This is a genomic window from Herminiimonas sp. Marseille-P9896 (assembly GCF_903993245.1).
Classification (GTDB): domain Bacteria; phylum Pseudomonadota; class Gammaproteobacteria; order Burkholderiales; family Burkholderiaceae_D; genus Oxalicibacterium; species Oxalicibacterium contaminans.
Genome location: NZ_CAJEVT010000004.1, coordinates 148169 through 170848 on the forward strand (window position 1 = coordinate 148169; position 22680 = coordinate 170848).

At 51.4% G+C, this 22680-nt stretch carries 20 protein-coding genes and 1 riboswitch; of the genes, 18 read left to right on the forward strand and 2 right to left on the reverse strand.

The genetic code is table 11. From position 1 onward, the window contains the following. The first annotated feature begins 1 nt into the window (after window position 1). The 9 genes from gcl (at window position 2) to H7U06_RS15395 (ending at window position 10836) form a co-directional block, all read left to right on the forward strand. Window positions 2–1750 (forward strand): glyoxylate carboligase, encoded by a 1749-nt coding sequence (gene gcl, locus H7U06_RS15355; protein ID WP_175626988.1) that lies wholly within the window; start codon window positions 2–4, stop codon window positions 1748–1750. Between the two features lies 1 nt (window position 1751). Further along, window positions 1752–2531, forward strand: a complete 780-nt coding sequence (gene hyi, locus H7U06_RS15360; protein ID WP_076592433.1) for a hydroxypyruvate isomerase — start codon at window positions 1752–1754, stop codon at window positions 2529–2531. Between the two features lie 97 nt (window positions 2532–2628). Continuing rightward, complete coding sequence (glxR, locus tag H7U06_RS15365) at window positions 2629–3516, forward strand: 2-hydroxy-3-oxopropionate reductase (RefSeq protein WP_175626989.1); 888 nt, start codon at window positions 2629–2631, stop codon at window positions 3514–3516. 88 nt (window positions 3517–3604) lie between these two features. Next, a complete protein-coding gene (locus H7U06_RS15370) occupies window positions 3605–4870 on the forward strand; it encodes a glycerate kinase (RefSeq protein WP_175626990.1) in 1266 nt (421 codons plus the stop codon). A gap of 77 nt (window positions 4871–4947) precedes the next feature. After that, window positions 4948–6366, forward strand: a complete 1419-nt coding sequence (gene pyk, locus H7U06_RS15375) for a pyruvate kinase (protein ID WP_175626991.1) — start codon at window positions 4948–4950, stop codon at window positions 6364–6366. Window positions 6367–6551: 185 nt separating this feature from the next. After that, window positions 6552–6660: riboswitch (TPP riboswitch) on the forward strand. Window positions 6661–6778: 118 nt separating this feature from the next. Continuing rightward, window positions 6779–8692, forward strand: coding sequence for a phosphomethylpyrimidine synthase ThiC (gene thiC, locus H7U06_RS15380; protein ID WP_175626992.1), 1914 nt, complete (start codon window positions 6779–6781; stop codon window positions 8690–8692). Next, the gene (gene thiS, locus H7U06_RS15385) at window positions 8692–8895 is read left to right on the forward strand and encodes a sulfur carrier protein ThiS (protein ID WP_175627114.1); all 204 of its coding nucleotides are present in this window, start codon (window positions 8692–8694) and stop codon (window positions 8893–8895) included. The genes thiC and thiS overlap by 1 nt, the downstream gene beginning before the upstream one ends. Window positions 8896–8958: 63 nt before the next feature. Further along, the gene (locus tag H7U06_RS15390) at window positions 8959–9756 is read left to right on the forward strand and encodes a thiazole synthase (RefSeq protein ID WP_175626993.1); all 798 of its coding nucleotides are present in this window, start codon (window positions 8959–8961) and stop codon (window positions 9754–9756) included. A gap of 102 nt (window positions 9757–9858) precedes the next feature. Continuing rightward, complete coding sequence (locus tag H7U06_RS15395) at window positions 9859–10836, forward strand: NAD(P)H-quinone oxidoreductase (RefSeq protein ID WP_124575586.1); 978 nt, start codon at window positions 9859–9861, stop codon at window positions 10834–10836. A 74-nt stretch (window positions 10837–10910) separates the two neighbouring features. Here H7U06_RS15395 and H7U06_RS15400 read toward each other — a convergent pair whose 3' ends face one another. After that, on the reverse strand, window positions 10911–11891 hold the full coding sequence (locus tag H7U06_RS15400) for a LysR family transcriptional regulator (RefSeq protein ID WP_175626994.1): 981 nt from the start codon (window positions 11889–11891) through the stop codon (window positions 10911–10913). A 144-nt stretch (window positions 11892–12035) separates the two neighbouring features. Between H7U06_RS15400 and H7U06_RS15405 the strand changes: the two genes are divergently transcribed. The 9 genes from H7U06_RS15405 to H7U06_RS15445 all read left to right on the forward strand — a co-directional run bounded on the left by H7U06_RS15405 (window position 12036) and on the right by H7U06_RS15445 (window position 21834). Then, window positions 12036–12371 (forward strand): hypothetical protein, encoded by a 336-nt coding sequence (locus tag H7U06_RS15405; protein ID WP_124575584.1) that lies wholly within the window; start codon window positions 12036–12038, stop codon window positions 12369–12371. Window positions 12372–12781: 410 nt separating this feature from the next. Then, window positions 12782–13948, forward strand: coding sequence for an ADP-forming succinate--CoA ligase subunit beta (sucC, locus tag H7U06_RS15410; protein ID WP_124575583.1), 1167 nt, complete (start codon window positions 12782–12784; stop codon window positions 13946–13948). 2 nt (window positions 13949–13950) lie between these two features. After that, window positions 13951–14826: a succinate--CoA ligase subunit alpha gene (gene sucD, locus H7U06_RS15415; protein ID WP_012078256.1), complete on the forward strand. Its 876-nt coding sequence runs from the start codon at window positions 13951–13953 to the stop codon at window positions 14824–14826. 217 nt (window positions 14827–15043) lie between these two features. Further along, complete coding sequence (locus H7U06_RS15420) at window positions 15044–15811, forward strand: fumarylacetoacetate hydrolase family protein (protein ID WP_175626995.1); 768 nt, start codon at window positions 15044–15046, stop codon at window positions 15809–15811. Window positions 15812–15830: 19 nt separating this feature from the next. Then, window positions 15831–16841, forward strand: coding sequence for a 2-dehydropantoate 2-reductase (locus H7U06_RS15425; protein WP_175626996.1), 1011 nt, complete (start codon window positions 15831–15833; stop codon window positions 16839–16841). Between the two features lie 671 nt (window positions 16842–17512). Beyond that, window positions 17513–18541, forward strand: a complete 1029-nt coding sequence (locus H7U06_RS15430) for a tripartite tricarboxylate transporter substrate binding protein (RefSeq protein WP_124575581.1) — start codon at window positions 17513–17515, stop codon at window positions 18539–18541. A 105-nt stretch (window positions 18542–18646) separates the two neighbouring features. After that, window positions 18647–19168: a tripartite tricarboxylate transporter TctB family protein gene (locus tag H7U06_RS15435; RefSeq protein WP_175626997.1), complete on the forward strand. Its 522-nt coding sequence runs from the start codon at window positions 18647–18649 to the stop codon at window positions 19166–19168. A gap of 72 nt (window positions 19169–19240) precedes the next feature. Then, window positions 19241–20770: a tripartite tricarboxylate transporter permease gene (locus tag H7U06_RS15440; protein ID WP_175626998.1), complete on the forward strand. Its 1530-nt coding sequence runs from the start codon at window positions 19241–19243 to the stop codon at window positions 20768–20770. A gap of 230 nt (window positions 20771–21000) precedes the next feature. Then, window positions 21001–21834 carry a cytidylate kinase family protein gene (locus tag H7U06_RS15445; RefSeq protein ID WP_175626999.1) on the forward strand — a complete coding sequence of 278 codons (834 nt, stop codon included), beginning with the start codon at window positions 21001–21003 and terminating at the stop codon, window positions 21832–21834. A 56-nt stretch (window positions 21835–21890) separates the two neighbouring features. Here the strand turns inward: H7U06_RS15445 and H7U06_RS15450 are convergent, their stop codons facing one another. Continuing rightward, window positions 21891–22499, reverse strand: a complete 609-nt coding sequence (locus H7U06_RS15450) for a Crp/Fnr family transcriptional regulator (protein ID WP_012078263.1) — start codon at window positions 22497–22499, stop codon at window positions 21891–21893. Window positions 22500–22680: the final 181 nt, after the last annotated feature.

Consider the following 22680-nt stretch of genomic DNA (forward strand, 5'->3'; position numbering starts at 1 on the left):
AATGGCAAAGATGACAGCAGCCCAGGCAGCAGTTTGGGTAATGCAGAAAGAAGGTATTGATCAGGCCTTCGGCGTTCCAGGCGCAGCGATCAATCCGTTTTACTCCGCCATGCAAAAGCAAGGCACCATCAAACACATTCTGGCGCGTCACGTAGAAGGCGCGACACACATGGCTGAGGGTTACACCCGCGCCAAATCCGGCAATATCGGTGTTGCTCTGGCTACCTCGGGTCCAGGCGGCACAGACATGGTTACCGGTCTGTACTCGGCTATCGCTGACTCGATTCCTATCTTGTGCGTTACCGGCCAGGCTCCACGTGCACGTTTGCACAAAGAAGACTTCCAGGCTGTTGATATCGAATCGATCTCGAAACCAGTAACCAAATGGTCGGTTATGGTTCGTGAACCAGCATTGGTTCCACAAGTATTCCAACAAGCATTCCACATCATGCGCTCCGGCCGTCCAGGTCCTGTGCTGATCGATTTGCCGTTCGACGTACAAGTTGCTGAAATCGAATTCGATCCAGATCTGTACGAGCCATTGCCAGTGTACAAACCACAGGCAACTCGCAAGCAAATCGAAGCTGCAATCACAATGCTGAACGCTGCAGAGCGTCCATTGCTGATCTCTGGTGGCGGCGTTATCAATGCAAACGCAACCCCATTGATGCTCGAATTCGCTGAGCTGGTAAACGTTCCTGTCGTTCCAACCCTGATGGGCTGGGGCACCGTACCTGACGATCACCCGTTGATGGTTGGTATGGTTGGTCTGCAAACATCGCATCGCTACGGTAACGCGACCATGTTGGCTTCGGACTTCGCATTCGGTATCGGTAACCGTTGGGCTAACCGTTTCACCGGTTCGATCGACGTGTTCACCAAAGATCGTAAATTCGTCCACATCGACATCGAACCGACACAAATCGGTCGCGTGTTTGGTCCAGACCTCGGTATCACTTCCGACGCTGGCGCAGCACTGAAACTGATGATCGAAGTAGCGAAAGAATTGAAAGCTGCTGGCAAACTGAAAAACCGTGATGCATGGTTGGCTGAGTGCCAAGAACGCAAACGCACTATGTTGCGTAAAACGGATTTCGACGTAACCCCGATCAAACCACAACGTGTTTACCAAGAAATGAACGCAGTGTTCGGCAAAACCGCACGCTACATTTCGAACATCGGTTTGTCGCAAATCGCTGCGGGTCAATTCCTGCACGTGTACAAAGAACGTAACTGGATCAACTGCGGTCAAGCAGGTCCATTGGGCTGGACTATCCCAGCTGCTCTGGGTGTCCGGGCTGCCGATCCAACCAGCGAAATCGTTGCTATCACAGGCGATTACGACTTCCAGTTCCTGATCGAAGAATTGGCTGCAGGCGCGCAATTCAACCTGCCTTACATCCACGTTCTGGTGAACAACTCGTACCTGGGCCTGATCCGTCAAGCACAACGTATGTTCACAATGGACTACTGTGTATCGCTGGCTTTCGACAACATCAACTCGACCGAAAACGCTTCGTACGGTGTTGATCACGTTAAAGTTACCGAAGGTTTGGGCTGCAAAGCAATTCGCGTCTACAACCCTGACGACATCGCTCCTGCACTGAAAAAAGCGCAAGAGTGGATCAAAGAATTCAAAGTACCAGTCGTTGTTGAAATCATCCTCGAACGCGTAACCAACATCGCGATGGGTACCGAAATCAACGCGATCAACGAATTCGAAGAAATCATCGACGTTAAGGGTGCTTAAGATGACGAAACTTGCTGCTAATCTGACGATGCTGTTCAATGAGGTTCCATTCATGGACCGCTTTGAACAAGCTGCAAAGAATGGCTTCAAAGGCGTTGAATTCCTGTTCCCATACGATTTCCCTGCGGCTGATGTCGCAGCGAAATTGAAAGAGAACAACCTGGAAATGGTTTTGCACAATCTGCCAGCCGGTAACTGGGCTGGTGGTGAGCGCGGTATTGCTTGCCACCCTGATCGTGTAGAAGAGTTCAAAGCTGGCGTGGACAAAGCAATTGAATACGTCAAAGTGCTCGGCACCAAACAGGTCAACATCCTGTCCGGTATCGTGCCTGCAGGCGTAACGCATGAACAAGCAGAAGCAACCTTGGTTGCGAACTTGAAATATGCGGCTGCTAAATTGAAAGCTGAAGGTATCCCACTGTTGATCGAAGCGATCAACACATTCGATATCCCAGGTTTCTTCCTGACTGGCACGAAACAGACTCTGGACATCATTGCCAAAGTCGGTTCCGACAACCTGTTCTTCCAATACGACATCTATCACATGCAACGCATGGAAGGTGAGTTGGCCAACACGATGAAGAACAACCTCGCGGTTATTCCTCATCTGCAGCTGGCAGACAATCCAGGTCGTTTTGAACCAGGTACAGGCGAAATCAACTACACCTACCTGTTCAAGTTCCTGGACGAAATTGGTTACAAGGGCTGGATCGGTTGTGAGTACAAGCCTAAAGCTGGTACGGTAGAAGGATTGGGCTGGCGCGCAGCGCACGGCCTATAATGTAGCGTCTCTAAGCATACTGAGCGGTCCGACATCGGGCCGCTTAGTATTTTTACTGAGTACGTAGTTCACACTTAAATATAATCAGGAGTCAGTCATGGCAAAAGTTGGATTTATTGGTTTGGGTATCATGGGCGCACCAATGGCGCTGAACCTGCAAAAGGGTGGTCACCAACTGTTTTTGCATGATCAAAAAGCACCAGCCCAAGAATTGATCGACGGCGGCGCAACAGTTTGCAAATCGGGCGCTGAAGTTGCCAAGAGCGCAGACATCATCATCACCATGGTGCCGGATACTCCGCACGTGGACGCAGTTCTGTTCGCAGAAAACGGCGTTGCAGCTGGTCTGGCTAAAGGCAAAATCGTGGTCGACATGAGCTCGATCTCGCCTATCGCTACCAAAGAATTCGCGAAAAAAGTAAATGCACTGGGTTGCGAATACCTGGATGCACCAGTATCCGGCGGTGAAGTCGGTGCTAAAGCAGCTTCGCTGACCATCATGGTTGGTGGTTCGGAAGCAGCGTTCAACACAGTCAAACCATTGTTTGAACTGATGGGTAAAAACATCACCCTGGTTGGCGGCAACGGCGACGGTCAAACCACCAAAGTAGCAAACCAAATCATCGTTGCATTGAACATCCAGGCTGTTTCCGAAGCCCTGTTGTTCGCATCGAAAGCAGGCGCAGATCCAGCAAAAGTTCGTCAAGCTCTGATGGGCGGCTTTGCTAACTCGCGTATTCTGGAAGTACACGGTGAACGTATGGTTAAACGTACTTTCAACCCAGGCTTCCGTATCGAACTGCATCAAAAAGATTTGAACCTGGCATTGCAAGGTGCAAAGGCAATGGGCGTATCGTTGCCTAACACTGCAAACACTCAGGAATTGATGAACGCATGCGCAGCAAATGGCATGAGCGGTCTGGATCACTCGGCACTGTGCCGCGCGATCGAAATCATGTCGAACCACGAAATCGCCAAGGCGTAATTCGTTCGACTGATTTAAGTACTGCTGCCGGCATTGCACTCAGGTGCAATGCCGGTTTGATTCAAAATTTTTAAAAGTAGCTTGCCCCATGTCGATAGATCCACGTCAGTTTTTGAATGACCTGTATGCCACCGCAGTTGAGGCCGTGAGCGCACAGAAGTGCATGCCCGCCTATCTGCCCAAGCAATCTGCCAAGGGTCGCACCCTGGTGATCGGTGCCGGTAAAGGTGCTGCAGCTATGGCCAAGGTAGTTGAAGATACGTGGCCAGGCAAAGTAGAAGGCTTGATCGTGACGCGTTATGGTCACGGCGCTGACTGCAAACAAATTGAAGTAGTAGAAGCGGCACATCCGGTACCGGATGAAGCTGGCCGTCAGGCAGCTGGCCGTATGCTGGAACTGGTCAAGGGTTTGACCGAAGATGATCTGGTGCTGTGCCTGATCACTGGCGGTGGTTCCGCCTTGCTGAGCTTGCCGGGTGAAGGCATCACGCTTGAGCAAAAACAAGCATTGAACAAAGCCCTGCTGAAAAGCGGCGCAACGATTTCCGAAATGAACTGCGTGCGTAAGCACCTGTCCGCTATCAAGGGTGGTCGCCTGGCGTTGGCATGTGCCCCGGCACGTGTCGTGACGCTGCTGATCTCCGATGTGCCGGGTGATGATCCTGGTGTGATTGCCAGCGGTCCTACCTTGCCAGATCCGACCACTTGCGCAGAATCGCTCGCGATCCTGAAAAAGTACGGCATTGATATTCCAGAAAACATCCTGAAGCATCTCGAATCCGGCGCTGGTGAAACACCGAAGCCGGGTGACCCGCGTTTCGCGCGCAATGAACACCATGTAATGGCAACAGCACAGCATGCGCTGGAAGCCGCTGCGGCTAAAGCACGCGCTGCCGGCATCACGCCTTACATCCTGTCCAATGATCTCGAAGGTGAGTCGCGTGACGTTGGTATGGTACATGCAGCATTAGCGAAGCAAGTCGCTAAGTATGGCCAGCCATTTGCGAAACCATGCGTCATCCTGTCCGGTGGCGAAACGACTGTTACCGTCCGCGGCAAAGGTCGTGGCGGCCGCAATGCAGAATTCCTGTTGAGCCTGGCAGTATCCCTGCAAGGTACCGCTGGTATCCATGCATTGGCATGCGACACCGATGGTATCGATGGTTCGGAAGACAACGCTGGCGCCATCTATCAGCCTGATTCATGGACACGCGCCGCTGAGCAAGGCCTGAATGCCAAAGCCATGTTGGAGAACAACGATGGTTATGGTTTCTTCAGCGCACTCGGCGATCTGATCGTCAGTGGTCCGACACGTACCAACGTGAATGACTTCCGCGCCATCCTGATTTTGTAATTTATTTTCCCGCTGTGTCTGTGATCCAGGCATAGCGGTATTCATTTTTCATTTTTCATTTAAGAAGAAGATCTGTCATGAGACGTAATCGCAAAGCAAAAATCGTTGCTACCCTGGGCCCAGCAAGTGGTGATCTGGAAACCATCAGCGCATTGTTTGAAGCTGGTGTGGACATGTTCCGCTTCAACTTCAGCCATGGTTCGCACGAAGATCACCGCGCACGTCACGAAATCGTGCGTAGCCTGGAAACCAAATATGGCCGTCCAGTTGCCATCCTCTGTGATCTGCAAGGTCCGAAGATTCGTCTGGGTACCTTCAACGGCGATTCCGCGGTGTTGACTGAAGGTTCGCAATTCGTGCTCGACCGCGATCAGACGCCAGGTGATGCAACACGCGTTTACCTGCCACATCCTGAGTTGTTTGCAGTTGTCAAAGCTGGTCAAAACCTGTTGTTCGATGACGGCAAAATTCGTGTTTCGATCGAGAGCAACTCGGGTGACCGCATCGTCACACGTGTGACTACAGGCGGCAAGATTTCGAACCGCAAAGGCGTCAACGTACCAGACGCAATTCTGCCTATCCCTGCAATGACACCGAAAGATCTGGTTGATCTGGAATTTGCATTGTCGTTGGGCGTGGACTGGGTAGCTCTGTCGTTCGTGCAACAAGTTTCCGATATCGAAGATGCACGCAAGATCATCGGCGACCGCGCTCTGATCCAATCGAAGATCGAAAAACCAGCAGCAATGCTCGACATCGATGCGATTTGTAAAGCTTCTGACTCCGTCATGGTTGCTCGTGGTGATCTGGGTGTTGAACTGCCGATCTCGCAAGTGCCGCGCGCTCAAAAAGAAATCATCCGTGTATCGCGTAAATACGGCCGTCCAACCATCGTTGCAACACACATGTTGGAATCGATGACCGAATCGCCTATGCCTACCCGTGCAGAAGCATCGGACGTTGCCAACGCCATTTACGAAGGCGCAGATGCCGTGATGTTGTCCGCAGAATCGGCCAGCGGCAAGAACCCTGTTCGTGCTGTGCAAATGATGGACAGCATCATCAAGGAAGTGGAAAACGATCCGGTCTACCGCACACTGCTGGATGCACAGCAAGTGGCACCACGTCCAACGCCGGAAGATGCAATCTGCAACGCCTTGCGTGACACCACCGCTGCGATCAAAGCTGTCGCTACTGTGACATACACCAAATCCGGTAGCACCAGCATGAGCGCTGCGCGTGTACGTCCGACCACATCGATCCTGAGCATCACTCCAGAACTGAAGACTGCACGTCGTCTGGCATGGGTCTGGGGTATCCACTCGATCGTTGGTGGCCAGGATGTTAAGTCTGTTGATGACATGGTCAGCGAAGCAGTGGCGGCCGCCGTGCATGAAGGTTTTGCCACGAAGGGTGATTACATCGCTATCTCGGCTGGCTTGCCATTCGGTGAATCGGGTACAACCAACTTGTTGCACATCGCAACAGTTAAGTAATACCTGAGTTGTAACAGTTTCTGGAAAACAGCATGCTTGCCGTTTTCCAGAACTGACATGAATGGTTTGTTTTCCGGTAGGCAAGCAAGCCATTCATGTCAGATGTAAAAGTTTGATCCGGGTCAATTGACATAGTCGTTTTATTGCATAGACTCGCGTTGTAGTTTGTTGCACCCGTTGTAGAAGTAAAAAGCTAGGGGTCCTAGGCAGATGCATACCGCATCCCGCCGGGTGAGAAAAACCCTTGAACCTGATCTGGATAATGCCAGCGAAGGGAAGCTAACGAAGACCAGTTGTATCGCATCAAGATTTGAATTGCATCGTCCTCGCTGCAACTCCTTTTTGAATCGCTACCTGTCCTCGAAACCTCCTTAGCTGGCTCCAAGCCACTGTAGTTAGCCAAGGAGCCAAAATGAATGCCAATCCCCAATTTCTGTCTGCCACAGCGACAGTAGACGAAGCAGCGATCCAGCCGCTGCCGAATTCCCGCAAAATTTATATCGAAGGTTCGCGTCCCGACATCCGCGTGCCTATGCGTGAGATTACGCAGTCTGATACGCCAGCCTCGTTCGGTTTTGAAAAGAACCCGCCTATCTATGTGTACGACACCTCGGGTCCCTACACCGATCCTGCGGCGAAGATAGATATCCGTTCCGGCCTGAACACACCGCGCCTGCCGTGGATACTGGAACGCGCCGACACGGAAGAATTGCCGGGCCCGACTTCGGAATACGGCATAGAACGCCTGAACGATCCGAAGCTGGCCGAGCTGCGTTTCAATCTGCATCGCAAACCACGTCGCGCATTGGCAGGTAAAAACGTCTCGCAAATGCACTACGCACGTCAGGGCATCATCACACCGGAAATGGAATTCGTGGCGATTCGTGAAAACATGAATCGTCGCGCCTATCTGGAAGAGCTGAAAAAATCCGGCCCTAAAGGTGAAAAGCTGGCCGAGTTAATGGGGCGTCAGCATCCGGGGCAATCATTCGGTGCTGCGATCCCGCAAGAGATCACTGCCGAATTTGTGCGCAGTGAAATCGCACGTGGTCGTGCCATTATTCCGGCCAACATCAATCACCCGGAAATCGAACCTATGATCATAGGCCGTAACTTCCTGGTCAAAATCAACGCGAACATCGGTAACTCGGCGGTCACTTCTTCCATCGGTGAAGAAGTCGAAAAAATGACCTGGGCGATACGTTGGGGCGGCGATAACGTGATGGATCTGTCGACCGGCAAACATATCCATGAAACACGTGAATGGATTATCCGCAACTCACCTGTGCCTATCGGCACCGTGCCGATTTATCAGGCACTGGAAAAAGTAAATGGCAAGGCCGAAGATCTGACCTGGGAAATCTTCCGCGACACGCTGATAGAGCAGGCCGAGCAGGGCGTCGATTACTTCACCATCCATGCTGGTGTCTTGCTGCGCTATGTGCCACTGACCGCGAAGCGCATGACCGGCATCGTGTCGCGTGGTGGCTCCATCATGGCGAAGTGGTGTCTCGCGCATCACAAGGAGTCTTTCCTGTACGAACATTTCGAAGACATTTGCGAAATCATGAAAGCGTATGACGTGTCCTTCAGCCTGGGTGATGGTTTGCGTCCTGGTTCCATTTACGATGCCAACGATGAAGCACAACTCGGTGAACTGAAAACCCTGGGTGAGCTGACGCAGGTAGCATGGAAGCACGACGTGCAAGTCATGATCGAAGGTCCGGGTCATGTACCTATGCACTTGATCAAGGAAAACATGGATCTGCAACTGGAGCAGTGTCATGAAGCGCCGTTCTACACACTCGGACCTTTGACTACTGATATTGCACCCGGCTATGACCACATCACCTCGGGCATAGGTGCAGCGCAGATCGGCTGGTACGGTACCGCGATGCTGTGCTACGTCACACCGAAGGAACATTTGGGCTTGCCGAACAAGGTCGACGTCAAGGACGGCATCATCACTTACAAAATCGCCGCGCATGCCGCTGATCTGGCCAAAGGACATATAGGCGCACAGATACGCGATAACGCATTGTCGAAAGCGCGCTTTGAATTCCGTTGGGAAGATCAGTTCAACATCGGACTGGACCCGGACAAAGCACGTGAATTCCATGATGAAACCTTGCCCAAGGATTCAGCCAAGGTCGCGCATTTCTGCTCGATGTGCGGGCCGCATTTCTGTTCGATGAAGATTACGCAGGAAGTGCGTGATTACGCCGCCAAGCAAGGCATCACAGAAATCCAGGCTTTGAAAGCCGGGATGGAAGTGAAGGCCATCGAGTTCGTGAAAAGCGGTGCAGAGATTTATCAAAAACAATGATGATCACGCTACAGCTGAATGGCAATGCGCATCAGGTCGAAGACGGTAGTAGCGTCGCCGACCTGGTTGCGTCCTTGTCGTTGACTGGCAAAGCCATCGCCGTCGCGATCAACCGTGAAGTGCTGTCTGACAGCGATTGGCCGCAGCGACAGCTATTGCCGACAGATGCGGTTGATATTGTGCGTGCGATAGGCGGCGGTTGATTCATCTGTAAGCAGCGAGGCAGGTTCGCTTGCCTCGCTATTCTTCTTAAACAGGAGTGATCCATGAGCAGTACCCATTTCCCTGACGACCAATTGACGATCGCAGGCACCACTTACCGTTCCCGCCTGTTGGTAGGCAGCGGTAAATACAAAGACCTCGAGCAAACACGTGCTGCCAGCGAAGCAAGTGGTGCACAAATCGTCACCGTTGCTATCCGTCGCGTCAACATCGGGCAGGACCCGAATGCGCCTAGCTTGCTTGATGTACTGCCACCATCCGAATACACCTTGCTGCCGAACTCGGCTGGTTGCTACAACGCAGCTGATGCGGTCTACACCTTGCAACTGGGTCGTGAAATCCTCGGCGGCCACAAGCTGTGCAAGCTGGAAGTGCTGGGCGATGAAAAGACCCTGTTTCCGAACATGCCGGAAACCCTGAAAGCAGCAGAAACGCTGGTCAAGGATGGCTTTGATGTCATGGTCTATTGCAGCGATGATCCTATCCAGGCGCGCATGCTGGAAGACATCGGTTGTGCCGCCATCATGCCGCTGGCTTCGCTGATCGGCTCCGGCATGGGCATCCTCAACCCTTGGAACCTGTCGCTCATCATTGAGCAAAGCAAAGTCCCGGTCATCGTCGATGCTGGCGTTGGTACGGCTTCGGATGCAGCGATTGCAATGGAACTGGGTTGCGATGGCGTGCTGATGAACACAGCCATTGCTGGTGCGCAAGATCCGGTGCGTATGGCGCATGCAATGAAACTGGGCATAGAAGCCGGACGCAATGCTTACCTGGCAGGTCGTGTCGCCCGTAAATTCGCCGCATCCCCGTCGTCACCTATGGCTGGGCGTGTGGTTTAAGCTGTTGGCAGCGGCAGGGTCATTTATGTGTGGGATTGGCAGATAAAGCGATTATCGAATATCCTTGCTGCCTTCAACGTCTACACAATTAAAGGATTTACCATGCGCGCGATCGAGATTACTCAGCCAGGCCCACCAGATGTCTTGAAGCTGTGCGAGCGTCCCATGCCCGAGCCTAAGGCTGGCGAAGTATTGATCAAAGTGCATGCGGCGGGTATTAACCGTCCTGACGTGCTGCAACGTACGGGTAATTATCCGGTGCCTAAAGGCGCATCGGATTTGCCAGGCCTCGAAGTAGCCGGTGAAATCGTCGGCGGCGACCTGGCTGGTACCGATTTCAAGCTGGGCGATATGATTTGCGCACTGGCGCAGGGCGGTGGCTACGCCGAGTACTGCACCGCACCGGTCGAGCAATGCCTGCCTATTCCTAAAGGTCTGGATGCGGTGGAAGCGGCTTCACTGCCGGAAACATTCTTCACAGTCTGGAGCAATGTATTTGATCGCGTCGGTTTGAGCGGCGATGAAACCTTGCTGGTACAAGGTGGTACTTCCGGTATCGGCGTCACCGCAATCCAGATTGCAAAGGCGCTGGGGCATCGCGTGTTTGCAACTGCTGGCAGCGACGACAAGGCTCGTGCTTGCGAAGTGATGGGTGCCGAACGCGGCATCAATTACAAGACTGAAGATTTTGTCGAAGTGGTCAAAGCTGCGACCGGCGGCAAGGGCGTAGACGTTATCCTCGATATGGTCGGTGGTGATTATGTGTCGCGTGAAATTCGCTGCCTTGCGGATGACGGCCGACTCGTTTTCATCGCGCTGCTGGGTGGTAACAAGGCCGAAGTGAGCCTGGGTCAAATCCTTTTGCGTCGTCTGACAATTACCGGTTCAACTTTGCGTCCGCGTCCGGTCGCATTCAAGGCTGCGATTGCGAAACAGTTGCGCGAGCGTGTCTGGCCATTGATCGAAGCAGGCAAGATCAAACCGGTGATCTACCAGACCTTCCCGTTGGAAGAGGCAGCACAAGCGCATGCACTGATGGAAACCAGCACACACATCGGCAAAATCATCCTGAAGGTATAAGCACCGCTCGATGCAATAAAAAAGCCCGCCAGTCTCTGCAGATTGGCGGGCTTTTTGTTGGGAGAAGAGCAGAATTATTTTTTGCTCTTGCCCAATGCTTTCGCTGGCAAGTCGCTCAACTGCTTGCCCGGTTTCGGGTTGTAACGTACCAGGCGTTCTATCAATTCCGGACCTTCTTCCAGCAGGAAGTCTTTAAAGGCTTGCGCAACTGGTGGCAGGCGCTTGTTCTTCCGGTGCACGATATACCAATTCAGCATGACCGGGAAGCCTTCGACATCCAGCACAGCCAGGCTGCCTGCCTGCAGTTCCAGGCTGATGGTATGTGCGGATAGAAAGCTCACGCCCATGCCCGCAATCACCGCCTGCTTGATGGTTTCGGTACTACGGATTTCCATTGCGACATTGATGTCGTTAATGCGATCGCCGAAGCCGTCTTCCATCGAGTGCCAGGTATCCGAACCTTTTTCGCGCACGACGAAGGGTTCCTGCATCAGCCTGCTCATCGGGATATTTTTTTGCGATACCAGTGGATGGTCAGGTGCGGCCACGATCACGTAAGGATGCGGTGCAAATGCTTCGTTGATGGTATCCATATCGGTCGGCGGCCGCACCATAATCGCGATGTCGGTCAGATTGCTGGTCATCTGGTTCAGCAAGCCTTCGCGATTGTGTACTGACAGATTCAGCGTCACGCCCTGATGGCTGCGCGCAAATTCCACCAGCAGGCGCGGGAAGAAGTAATCGCCTGCGCTGATAACCGCGACGTTCAGCTTGCCGCCGGTGATGCCCTTGAACTGCGTCATCGCATCTTCCGCTTCCTGGAACTGCTGGATGATGGTGCGACTGTAGTGCAGCAGTTCGGAGCCGCCGGGCGTGAGATAGATTTTCTTCCCTAATTGTTCGAACAGGGCGAGGCCGGCATGCTCCTCCAGCTTCTTGACCTGGGTGGAAACCGCGGGTTGGGTCAGGTGCAATTCTTCTGCAGCCCGCGAAAAGCTTAGGTGGCGGGCAACCGTCTCAAAAACCTTCAGTTGCCGGAGTGTTGCGTTCTTCATGGCAGGAATAGTCGATGTATAAGCTTAAAGGAATCATTATGATTAAATACTTTAACTATGCCTAATCATTTTTTGCCCCTAAGATGCATTTAAGTTTAGAAAACAACGCTAAATGAGTACCAAAATCTAGACAGGAGACTTACTATGTTCACAGCCGCGTTGGATCAATATTCTGCAGATGATGCAGCGGATCTACATCGTAACGCTTATAACGCAGCGTTTTACGAACTCGGCTTGAGCTGGTATTGGGATGCGAACACCGACGATGATCTTGCCGTCGCCGCAGGTGGTCGCAAGCGTCTTCAACATTATCTGGAAACTTGCCAACAGCATCTCCTGAAAGTGTATGAAGCCGATTTCCTGATTGAAGCAATTCAAGCCGCCAAAGCACGCTGCTATGAAACCATGACTGCCTCTGGAACCCGCGTAACACGCTCGGTGAACTGGGCTGAGTTTCAACGGGGCGAAGTAGGCGTTTGAGCACGGTATCCTTGTGGATTGTGTCATGACCTGACGCAATCGCAGTGGATGCAAGGCAATTTGACTGTGTACATCAATCTATCGGTTCGATGTTGCGCCGCGTCAAATTTGCAGCTCACTCCATTTGTTGTAACTGATGCGAATTAATCCTCGCGCGATAGCCGTTTTCTTCATCGATTTTTGCATAAGTATGATCGATTAAGGTGCGGCAAGTATCGAATCTTAACCGTGGTCAAGGATATCGGGATACTCTTCTCGGACAATCCACGTCACCGTTAATTTCGATATAGCAGCAGTTAAAATAGCAGCTTTTTTGCTGGGAGCATCGACGGTTTTTGCGTGGATTCAAGCAAAAGAAAATTTATCGCAGCATAAAGCTGCCAAAAAATTGATTATCAACAAGGACGATCATGAATATCCACGAGTATCAAGGAAAAGAAATACTGCGTAAGTATGGTGTTACGACACCAAAAGGTTTCCCCTGTTTTTCCGTAGATGAAGCTGTTCAGGCTGCAGAAAAACTCGGCGGCAAAGTTTGGGTTGTTAAGGCTCAGATTCACGCAGGTGGCCGTGGCAAAGGCGGCGGTGTCAAGGTCGCAAAATCGCTGGATGAAGTGCGTAAATACGCAAACGACATCCTCGGCATGACGCTGGTAACACACCAAACCGGTCCTGAAGGCCGTCTGGTTAAGCGTTTGCTGATCGAAGAAGGCGCGGACATCAAAAAAGAACTGTACGTCGGCATGGTCGTTGACCGTGGTAGCCAACGCGTTGCACTGATGGCATCCAGCGAAGGCGGCATGGACATCGAACACGTTGCTGAACACACTCCTGAGAAAATTCACAAGGTATTCATCGATCCAGTTACAGGTTTGCTCGATAGCGAGGCTGATGACATCGCCCGCAAGATCGGCGTACCAGAAGGTTCGATCGGCCAGGCACGTGCATTCATGCAAGGCCTGTACAAAGCATTCGACGAAACCGATGCATCGCTGGCAGAGATCAATCCATTGATCGTGACTGGCGACGACCGTATCGTTGCACTCGACGCGAAATTTAACTTCGATTCGAACGCCATGTACCGTCATCCTGAAATCCAGGAAATGCGCGATCTGGACGAAGAAGATCCAGCAGAAATCGAAGCATCGAAATTTGACCTGACCTACATCTCGCTCGACGGCAACATCGGCTGCCTGGTTAACGGCGCTGGTCTGGCTATGGCAACCATGGACGTCATCAAGCTGTACGGCGGTTCGCCAGCTAACTTCCTCGACGTAGGCGGCGGTGCTACGACTGAGAAAGTAACTGAAGCATTCAAGATCATGTTGAAGAACCCGGACATCAAAGCGATCCTGGTTAACATCTTCGGCGGCATCATGAAGTGCGACGTGATTGCGCAAGGCGTGATCGCTGCAGCAAAACAAGTTGATCTGACAGTTCCACTGGTCGTTCGTATGGCTGGTACCAATGAAGAACTGGGCAAGAAGATCCTGGCTGAATCGGGTCTTCCTATCATCACGGCAAACAACATGGCTGAAGCGGCTGAAAAAGTCGTCAACGCAGCACAGGGGAAATAAGCATGTCAATCCTGATCAATAAAGACACTAAAGTTATCACCCAAGGTATCACTGGTAAAACCGGTCAGTTCCATACCAAGATGTGTATCGAATACGCTAACGGTAAAAACTGTTTCGTAGCTGGCGTGAACCCTAAAAAAGCAGGCGAATCGTTCGAAGGCGTGCCTATCTATGGTTCCGTCGCTGAAGCGAAAGCTGAAACAGGTGCAACCGTTTCGGTTATCTATGTTCCGCCTCCGTTCGCTGCTGCTGCAATCGACGAAGCTGTTGATGCTGGCGTTGATCTGGTTATCTGCATTACCGAAGGTATCCCAGTCCGCGACATGATCCGCACCAAGCAACGCATGGAAGGCAAGAAAACCCTGTTGCTCGGACCTAACTGCCCAGGTTTGATTACACCTGATGAAATCAAGATCGGCATCATGCCAGGTCACATCCACAAGAAAGGCCGTATCGGCGTGGTTTCGCGTTCCGGTACTTTGACCTACGAAGCAGCTGGTCAACTGGCTGAATTCGGCCTGGGTCAATCGACCGTGGTTGGTATCGGTGGTGATCCAGTCAGCGGCTTGAAGCACATCGACGTGCTGCGCATGTTCAATGACGATCCTGACACCGACGCAGTCATCATGGTTGGTGAAATCGGTGGCGACGCAGAAGAAACCTGCGCACGCTGGATCAAAGACAACATGAAAAAACCAGTTGTCGGCTTCATCGCTGGTGTTACCGCTCCTGCAGGCAAACGTATGGGCCACGCTGGCGCGATCATCTCCGGCGGCAAAGGTACAGCACAAGAGAAACTGGCTGTGATGGAAGCGTGCGGCATCAAAGTAACGCGCAATCCAGCTGAAATGGGACGTTTGTTGAAATCGGTTCTGTAATAAGTAGTCCTGACACTCCCCATGCATGGGGAGTGTTATCTCTACAGCAAATACCCAGTGTTTGCTGTAGAGATAGTTAGTAAATGCAAATGAAGTAGATGCCGCAAGTGTGCGTATGCGCACCGGAATGTGATCGCGCCATAGCGCTGGTCTGCCGTCGGTTCTGCTGCTTGCCTTTGCTAACAGTACAAGTTTCGAAATCTTAAGAAAGCAAAAAATGTCAAAACGTTGGGTACGGTTTAGTCACGCAGGTAACACACAGTTCGGTACGCTTGAAGGCGACAACATTCAAGTTCACACCGGCGATATGTACGTTAACCCGGTTAAAACAGACACCGTGTTGAACATCAATGACGTCAAAGTCTTGATGCCAGCACAACCAACCAAAATCATCGCTATGTGGAACAATTTCCACGAACTGGCGAAGAAATTGAACCTGGCAGATCCAGCAGAACCGCTGTACCTGATCAAGGCACCTAATTCCTACCTGAACCCAGGTGAAACCATCCAGAAGCCGCCGACAGACGACAAAGTCGTGTTCGAAGGCGAGCTCGGTATCGTTATCGGCAAAACTGCTAAAGCAGTGTCGGAAGCGGACGCGATGGACTATGTATTTGGTTACACCGTTGCAAACGACGTTACCGTTGCAACTATCCTGAATCGTGATGAATCGTTTGCACAATGGGTGCGCGCTAAAGGTCTGGACACCTTCTGCCCGTTCGGCCCGACGATTGCTACCGATCTGGATCCGACCACATTGGTTGTTAAAACTGTCCTCAACGGCGATGTTCGTCAAAACTATCCAATTAGCGATATGCGTTTCTCCACGCAGCAATTGGTAAGCATGATTTCCGCCGATATGACGCTGTTCCCAGGCGACATCATCCTGTGCGGCACCTCGGTAGGTGTCGGCTCGATGAAGCCAGGTAGCGTCGTGGAAGTTGAGATTGCTGGTATCGGCAAGCTCACAAATGATTTTAAATAATAGTGGCGAGGTAAATAGTATGAAAATTGCAATTATTGGTGCAGGTGCTATCGGCGGTTACGTTGGCGTCAAATTGGCGCTGGCTGGTGAAGACGTAACTTTCATCGTACGTGGTGCGAATCTGGAAGCTATCCGTAAAAACGGCGCTAAATTGATCATGCACGACGGTTCCGAACACGTCGCTGCAAACGTCAAGGCAACCAACAACTACGACGAAGCTGGTCCGCAAGACATCATCGTCCTGGCAATGAAAGCGCATCAACTCGAAGCGATTGCTGACGACCTGCCTAAGCTGATCGGCCCAGAAACTGTCATCGTCACGATGCAAAACGGTATTCCTTTCTGGTACTTCCACAACCACGGCGGCAAACTGGCTGGCACACGCGTAGAAAGCGTAGACCCAACCGGCAAGATTACTTCCAAGATCCCTGCTGATCGCGTTTTGGGTTGTGTTGTATACCCTGCGTCGGAATTGATCGCTCCAGGCGTCATCAAACACATCGAAGGCGACCGTTTCCCTATCGGCGAACTGGACGGCTCGACCAGCGAACGCGCAACCCGTGTTTCGGAATGCTTCACCAACGCTGGCTTCAAATCGCCAGTATTGGACAACATCCGTTCGGAAATCTGGCTGAAATTGTGGGGCAACCTGACATTCAACCCGATCAGCGCGCTGTCGCACTCGACCCTGCAAGACATCTGCCAATACCCGCTGTCGCGTGAACTGGCTGCTGCAATGATGACCGAAGCGCAAACCATCGCGCACAAACTGGGCATCGAATTCCGCGTTACGCTCGAGAAGCGTATCGCTGGTGCAGAAAAAGTCGGCAAACACAAAACATCGATGTTGCAAGACGTTGAAGCCGGTCGTGATCCTGAGATCGACGCATTGGTAGGTTCGGTAGCAGAACTCGGCCGCCTGACAGAAACACCTACGCCACATATCGACACAGTGTACGCACTGGTCAAATTGCTGGCGAAGACCATGAATGAAGAGACTGGCCAGGTCAAACTGCAAAAAGTCGCTTAATTCAGCGTTCTTGGCATCGATAAGATGATGAAGCCCATGAAGATATTCTTATCTTCATGGGCTTTTTTCTTGTCTGTCCGTGCTGATCGCGTGCAATTGACGGTATGACGCGGGTTTGCTCCAGGATGGTGACTTATCGATCAAAGATGGAAATTCTTAACCAGCATCAAGGAAAGCTGAGAAGAGTTCTCGCAAACTCAAGAAAATGAAAAGAAATACGTATAAATACGTATATAAATTTTTCACCAACATATGCCCTAAGGATGGCACACTGATGCAAAGCGATAAATTAATGTCGCATTGCAATCAAAATGCAGTGTTTGGATTTGAGTAAAGAGACATCGTTCACTGATAGCCGTAAATAAACAGGCACGTTGAAAGATGGATCGTTGTGACGCAGGTATGGTTAAAGGAGGCCGTATATGTATCCCAGTAACTCGCAAGGGTGGCTCAGGTAACAAACAAGAGGCGCGATCAAAGGAGGTCGCCGTCCCGAAAACTTGACCTAGGTCAAGAAGTTTTTGGAGGAATAGTCACACTATCCTCGGAAAACAAAAGTAACTTCAAGTTACGTAGAAGGCATCGTTGGCCGCACGGTGCTAGTGCTCACAAGGCACCCTGACGCGGCAAGTAGCACCGTAGTTAAAATTATTATTAACAGGAGACAAGCAATGATCAAGGATTTCATTTCGCATTCGAAAAGCGGCATGGCAATGGCAACAGCCGGTGCATTTGCTGCAGTAGCTCTCGCTGCAACTCCAGCATTCGCCGCTTGGGAACCAACCAAGCCAGTCGAATTTGTGGTTCCAGCAGGTACAGGCGGTGGCGCTGACCAAATGGCTCGTCTGATCCAAGGCGTGATCATCAAAAACAAATTGATGAAAGAACCGCTGATCGTCGTCAATAAATCGGGTGGTGCCGGTGCTGAGGGCTTCCTTGGCATTAAAAATGACAAGGGCGATCCACACAAAATCATTATCACCTTGTCGAACCTGTTCACCACGCCTATGGCTACCGGTGTTCCGTTCAACTGGCGTGACATGACTCCAGTAGCGATGTTGGCGCTGGATCAATTCGTTCTGTGGACCAATGCAGAACAGCCATACAAATCCGCAAAAGAGTACATCGATGCGGTAAAAGCAGCTGGCCCTAACAAATTCAAAATGGGCGGCACAGGCTCCAAACAGGAAGATCAGATCATCACTGTTGGCCTGGAAAAAGCAACCGGCACCAAGTTCATCTACATCCCATTCAAAGGCGGTGGTGAAGTTGCAGTGCAGTTGGTTGGTAACCACTTGCAATCAACGGTTAACAATCCTATCGAAGCAGTTTCGCAATGGCGCGCAGGTAAACTGAAAGCGCAATGCGTATTCGATCATGAGCGTATGCCGTACAAAACCAAGGTTACCGAAACTCAATCGTGGAACGACATCCCAACATGTAAAGAAGCCGGTATCCCTACCGACTACACCATGTTGCGCGGCATCTTTATGCCTGCAGGTGTAACTCCTGATCAGCTGGCATTCTACGTTGACCTGTTCAAAAAGGTACGTGAAACAGCTGAATGGAAGGACTACATGGAAAAAGGCGCGTTCAACACGACCTTCAAAACTGGTAACGACTTCAAAGTCTGGCTGGAAGCAGCAGAGAAGCAACACGCTACTCTGATGCAAGAAGCAGGCTTCATGGCGAAGAAGTAATCAACATCGGGATATAGGCAGTAAGCAGCACTACCGGCTCACGGTAGTGCTGGCTTCTGCGCGCCTATCCCAACTACATTGCAAAAATTTTCAGGAGCATTCCTCATGGATCAGAATTCAGAATCCAGCGGTGGCGTTCGCACTGGCGTGGCCACTTATGTTGTCGAGGCAGTTGTAGCTGCTCTGCTGCTGTTGCTGGGTATTACAGTTGTTATTTCCAGTTGGAACCTGGGTGCAGAGTGGACCACCGACGGTCCAGGCTCAGGGTACTTCCCGTTCTATATCGGTCTCGTTATCTGTATATCGGGCGCGGGCACACTTTTTCAATCCCTTTTTGGTAAAGAAAAAAACACAGAAGTATTTGTCGATGGCGAGCAACTGAAGCGCGTACTGCAAGTCCTGATCCCAGCAATCATTTATGTTGGTGCGATCCAGGTCTTTGGTATCTACGTTTCGTCCGCTGTCTACATCGCACTGTTCATGATCTTGCTCGGCAAGTTCTCACCTATCAAAGCGGTTATCGCTGCAGTAGGCGTCAACACAGTCTTCTTCCTGATGTTTGAAGTGTGGTTCAAAGTGCCCCTGTACAAAGGGTCCATAGATCTTTTGAGCTTCCTCGGTTACTAGAGCCTGTGCGTGTCGATCATATCGATGTGCTAGCTAACGAGTTAGATTGGAATTCAAGGAGTTATAAGTAAAATGGAAGAAATCAATTCATTATTTCACGGGTTCGCGGTCATTATGACCCCCATGAATTTCTTGCTGATGGTCATCGGCATTGTATTGGGGGTTTTGATTGGCGTGTTGCCTGGTCTGGGTGGCGCAAACGGCGTAGCGATTCTGCTGCCGCTTACGTTCTCGATGTCTCCGACATCTGCAATTATCATGTTGTCCTGTATCTACTGGGGTGCATTGTTCGGCGGTGCTATTACATCCGTCCTGTTCAATATTCCCGGGGAGCCGTGGTCAGTCGCGACGACCTTCGACGGTTATCCGATGGCACAAAAAGGCAATGCTGGTGAAGCACTGACCGGCGCGTTCACATCGTCGTTTATCGGTGCGTTCGTTGCAGTTGTCATGATCACCTTCATGGCACCACTGGTTGCTAAGTTCGCGTTGCGTTTCGGTCCTCCGGAATTCTTCTCGGTGTACCTGCTGACATTCTGTAGCTTCGTTGGTATGGGTAAAGGTTCGCCGTTCAAGATCCTGGCTTCGATGGCTCTCGGTTTCGCGTTGGCTTCGGTCGGCATGGATACTGTGACTGGCCAATTGCGTCTGACCTTCGGTTTCGAAGAGTTCATGCGTGGCTTCGACTTCCTGATCGCTGTTATCGGTTTGTTCGGTATTGGTGAGATCCTGTTGTCGATGGAAGAAGGTCTGGCGTTCTCCGGTAAATCTGCGAAGATCGATCCAAAAGTCGTTTTCCAAACATGGAAAAAACTGCCGGCATACTGGGTTACTTCGGTACGCAGCTCGCTGGTTGGTATCTGGATGGGTGTTACACCAGGCGGCGCAACTCCAGCATCGTTCATGGCTTATGGTCTGGCCAAGAAGATGTCGAAAAACGGTTCCAAGTTCGGTACCGGTGAGCTCGAAGGTGTGGTCGCTCCTGAAACCGCAGCGCATGCTGCAGGTACAGCTGCATTGCTGCCTATGCTGGCACTGGGTATCCCAGGTTCGCCAACAGCAGCGGTCTTGCTCGGCGGCTTGCTGATCTGGGGTCTGCAACCTGGTCCATTGCTCTTCGTTGAGCAAAAAGACTTCGTTTGGGGCCTGATCGCCAGTATGTATCTGGGTAACCTGGTTGGTCTGCTGGTTGTGTTGACCACAGTGCCACTGTTTGCTTCGATCCTGCGTATTCCATTCTCGATCATTGCACCAGTGATTATCGTGATCTGTGCGATCGGTGCTTACACCGTTCACAACGCGATGTTCGATATCTGGCTGATGGTTGTGTTTGGTGTGGTTGGTTATCTGTTCAAGAAACTCGACTACCCACTGGCACCGCTGGTTCTGGCATTGGTTCTGGGCGACAAGGCAGAAGATTCGTTCCGTCAAGCGATGTTGACATCGCAAGGCGACGTATCGGTCATGTTCTCCAACCCACTGGTTGGTAGCATCACTGGCCTGGCATTGATCATGTTGTTCTGGCCACTGATCTCGCGTCTGATCGCAAAAGTTCGTCCACCAAAAGTTGACGAGTTTGCTGATGAGCGTCCAGTAGATTGATAAACCTGCTCATGTTTTTGATCCGATGTCCTGCACAACGGGATGTCGTATGATCAGGCTACAGTACTGATCTGATCTTGAATGCCCCACGCGGTGAATAGCCGCGTGGGGCATCGGTGTTTTTGGGCTCGAATTTTGGTGGTATGGTTACCCGCAGAGCAGGGTAGTCGGACTTAAAGGTAGTGTTGATTGATTTGCCGTGCATGTATTCCATAACCAAGGAGATAGCTATGCCAGTAATCGCAATGACGCAAGAGATGGGTTCCCTCGCCAAAGATGTCGCCATGCATCTTGCTCAGACACAAAACCTGACGGTGATGCGACATGAGGTGATAGAGCATCTGGCCGAGAAATTGGACATGAGCAAGAGCGTGATACGTCGCTTGCGCGAAGGTAAAGCCGGCTTTGTCGATCGCCTGACGGCGGATGACGAGGGCATGGCGATCTATACCGCGGAAGAAGTGTTCGAGCTGGCCAACAAAGGGAATGTAGTGTTGCGCGGTTGGGGTGCGACCTGCCTGTTGCGTTCGGTACCGCATGTGGTGACGGTGCGGATTACGCGCTCAATGAAAAATCGTGTTGAGTGGCTGATGGGGCATCTGGAAACGGATGATGCTGATTTTGCCGAAGCAGAAATTCGTCGTAGCGACGCCGCCCATGCTGCGCGCATGCATCAACAATTCGGCGTTACTTGGGGTGATCCTGTGCTGTATGATCTGGTGTTGAATACGGATCGCTTGTCTATCGATAGTTGCGTTGCGCAGATTTTGAATCTGGCCGGGCGTCCTGAATTCAAGGAAACCAAGGCATCGCAGACAGCGCTGCAAAACATGACGCTGGAAGCGCATGTCCGTGCTGCATTGCGCAGTTCGCCGACAACCAGCGATGTCAGGGTGACGATAGAAGCAGATGCGGGACGTGTGGTGCTAAGTGGCATCGTGCTGCATGCAGATGAACACGTTGCGGCGGAGAAAGTTGCTGCCGGGGTGTCAGGAGTGAAGAGTGTTGATAACCAGTTGCGCTTGATGGCCAACTCTAAACTCTATTCTTCCGGTAAGTATTGATTTTACGGTTTTCTAGTATAGAGTGACTGCAGCTCTGGCCTCATTGCAAGATGAGGTCAGATTTTGCCTTGATGCTTCAGTCGGCTCAGTGTTTCTGGCGAAAGATTCAGGTAAGACGCCAACTCTTTCTTCGGAATACGGTCAAACAGTTCCGGATGCTTGCGTACGAAGCGTTGTACGCGGCCAGGAGCGTCGAGCAAGTGCAAGGTGATGGTGTGAGCCATGATCTCGCTCATCAGGTGCATGACGTCATGCTCGAAGGCTTGCTTAATGTGCTCATGCTTGTCGATGAAAGCGATCCATTGCAGTAAAGGCAACTTCACTACACGCGCTTTTGTCACACAGATAATGCTGTAAGGAGTCGGGGTTTTCAGTCGCCACGCCGCATAACTAGTCTCCATGCTACGTTCATCAGCAAAACGCAAAATCATTTCCTTTGCTTGCTGATTAGTAACTACGCGCTTCAGGATACCGTCAAGAATGAAATATTGCTCCATTTCATGTACGCCCTGATGCAGCAGGAAGTCGCCTTTAGGGCAATCTACGACGAGCAAATGCGGTTCCAGCTCCGCCCATTCGCTCTCAGTCATGTCTTTTAAGACAAGATTTTGCTTGAGCTGAACGCGAATGACATTTCGTTCTGGGTGGTTATCTACGGTCGGCATTTACAAGATATATAGATATAAAAGACAGAAGGGTGGGCGGGGTCGATATCATGCGATGAAAATTGACCGGGGTCAATGATCGAAGCGCAGGCAGATCGATATGATACGCCCACTTGGATGGTCTATGCATAAAAGCGTTGACTGAAGGGTATCTCTAAAAACCAACCGGTCTGGTTTTTAG

Bases quoted from the DNA above. Each gene is read 5' to 3' on its own strand.
- H7U06_RS15425 (WP_175626996.1), top strand. From the start codon at position 15,831: ATGAAAATTGCAATTATTGGTGCAGGTGCTATCGGCGGTTACGTTGGC.
- H7U06_RS15420 (WP_175626995.1), top strand. From the start codon at position 15,044: ATGTCAAAACGTTGGGTACGGTTTAGTCACGCAGGTAACACACAGTTC.
- H7U06_RS15400 (WP_175626994.1), bottom strand. From the start codon at position 11,891: ATGAAGAACGCAACACTCCGGCAACTGAAGGTTTTTGAGACGGTTGCC.
- H7U06_RS15370 (WP_175626990.1), top strand. From the start codon at position 3,605: ATGTCGATAGATCCACGTCAGTTTTTGAATGACCTGTATGCCACCGCA.
- sucC (WP_124575583.1), top strand. From the start codon at position 12,782: ATGAATATCCACGAGTATCAAGGAAAAGAAATACTGCGTAAGTATGGT.
- H7U06_RS15390 (WP_175626993.1), top strand. From the start codon at position 8,959: ATGAGCAGTACCCATTTCCCTGACGACCAATTGACGATCGCAGGCACC.
- H7U06_RS15440 (WP_175626998.1), top strand. From the start codon at position 19,241: ATGGAAGAAATCAATTCATTATTTCACGGGTTCGCGGTCATTATGACC.
- glxR (WP_175626989.1), top strand. From the start codon at position 2,629: ATGGCAAAAGTTGGATTTATTGGTTTGGGTATCATGGGCGCACCAATG.
- H7U06_RS15445 (WP_175626999.1), top strand. From the start codon at position 21,001: ATGCCAGTAATCGCAATGACGCAAGAGATGGGTTCCCTCGCCAAAGAT.
- hyi (WP_076592433.1), top strand. From the start codon at position 1,752: ATGACGAAACTTGCTGCTAATCTGACGATGCTGTTCAATGAGGTTCCA.
- H7U06_RS15450 (WP_012078263.1), bottom strand. From the start codon at position 22,499: ATGCCGACCGTAGATAACCACCCAGAACGAAATGTCATTCGCGTTCAG.
- thiS (WP_175627114.1), top strand. From the start codon at position 8,692: ATGATCACGCTACAGCTGAATGGCAATGCGCATCAGGTCGAAGACGGT.
- H7U06_RS15430 (WP_124575581.1), top strand. From the start codon at position 17,513: ATGATCAAGGATTTCATTTCGCATTCGAAAAGCGGCATGGCAATGGCA.
- H7U06_RS15405 (WP_124575584.1), top strand. From the start codon at position 12,036: ATGTTCACAGCCGCGTTGGATCAATATTCTGCAGATGATGCAGCGGAT.
- H7U06_RS15395 (WP_124575586.1), top strand. From the start codon at position 9,859: ATGCGCGCGATCGAGATTACTCAGCCAGGCCCACCAGATGTCTTGAAG.
- thiC (WP_175626992.1), top strand. From the start codon at position 6,779: ATGAATGCCAATCCCCAATTTCTGTCTGCCACAGCGACAGTAGACGAA.
- gcl (WP_175626988.1), top strand. From the start codon at position 2: ATGGCAAAGATGACAGCAGCCCAGGCAGCAGTTTGGGTAATGCAGAAA.
- sucD (WP_012078256.1), top strand. From the start codon at position 13,951: ATGTCAATCCTGATCAATAAAGACACTAAAGTTATCACCCAAGGTATC.
- H7U06_RS15435 (WP_175626997.1), top strand. From the start codon at position 18,647: ATGGATCAGAATTCAGAATCCAGCGGTGGCGTTCGCACTGGCGTGGCC.
- pyk (WP_175626991.1), top strand. From the start codon at position 4,948: ATGAGACGTAATCGCAAAGCAAAAATCGTTGCTACCCTGGGCCCAGCA.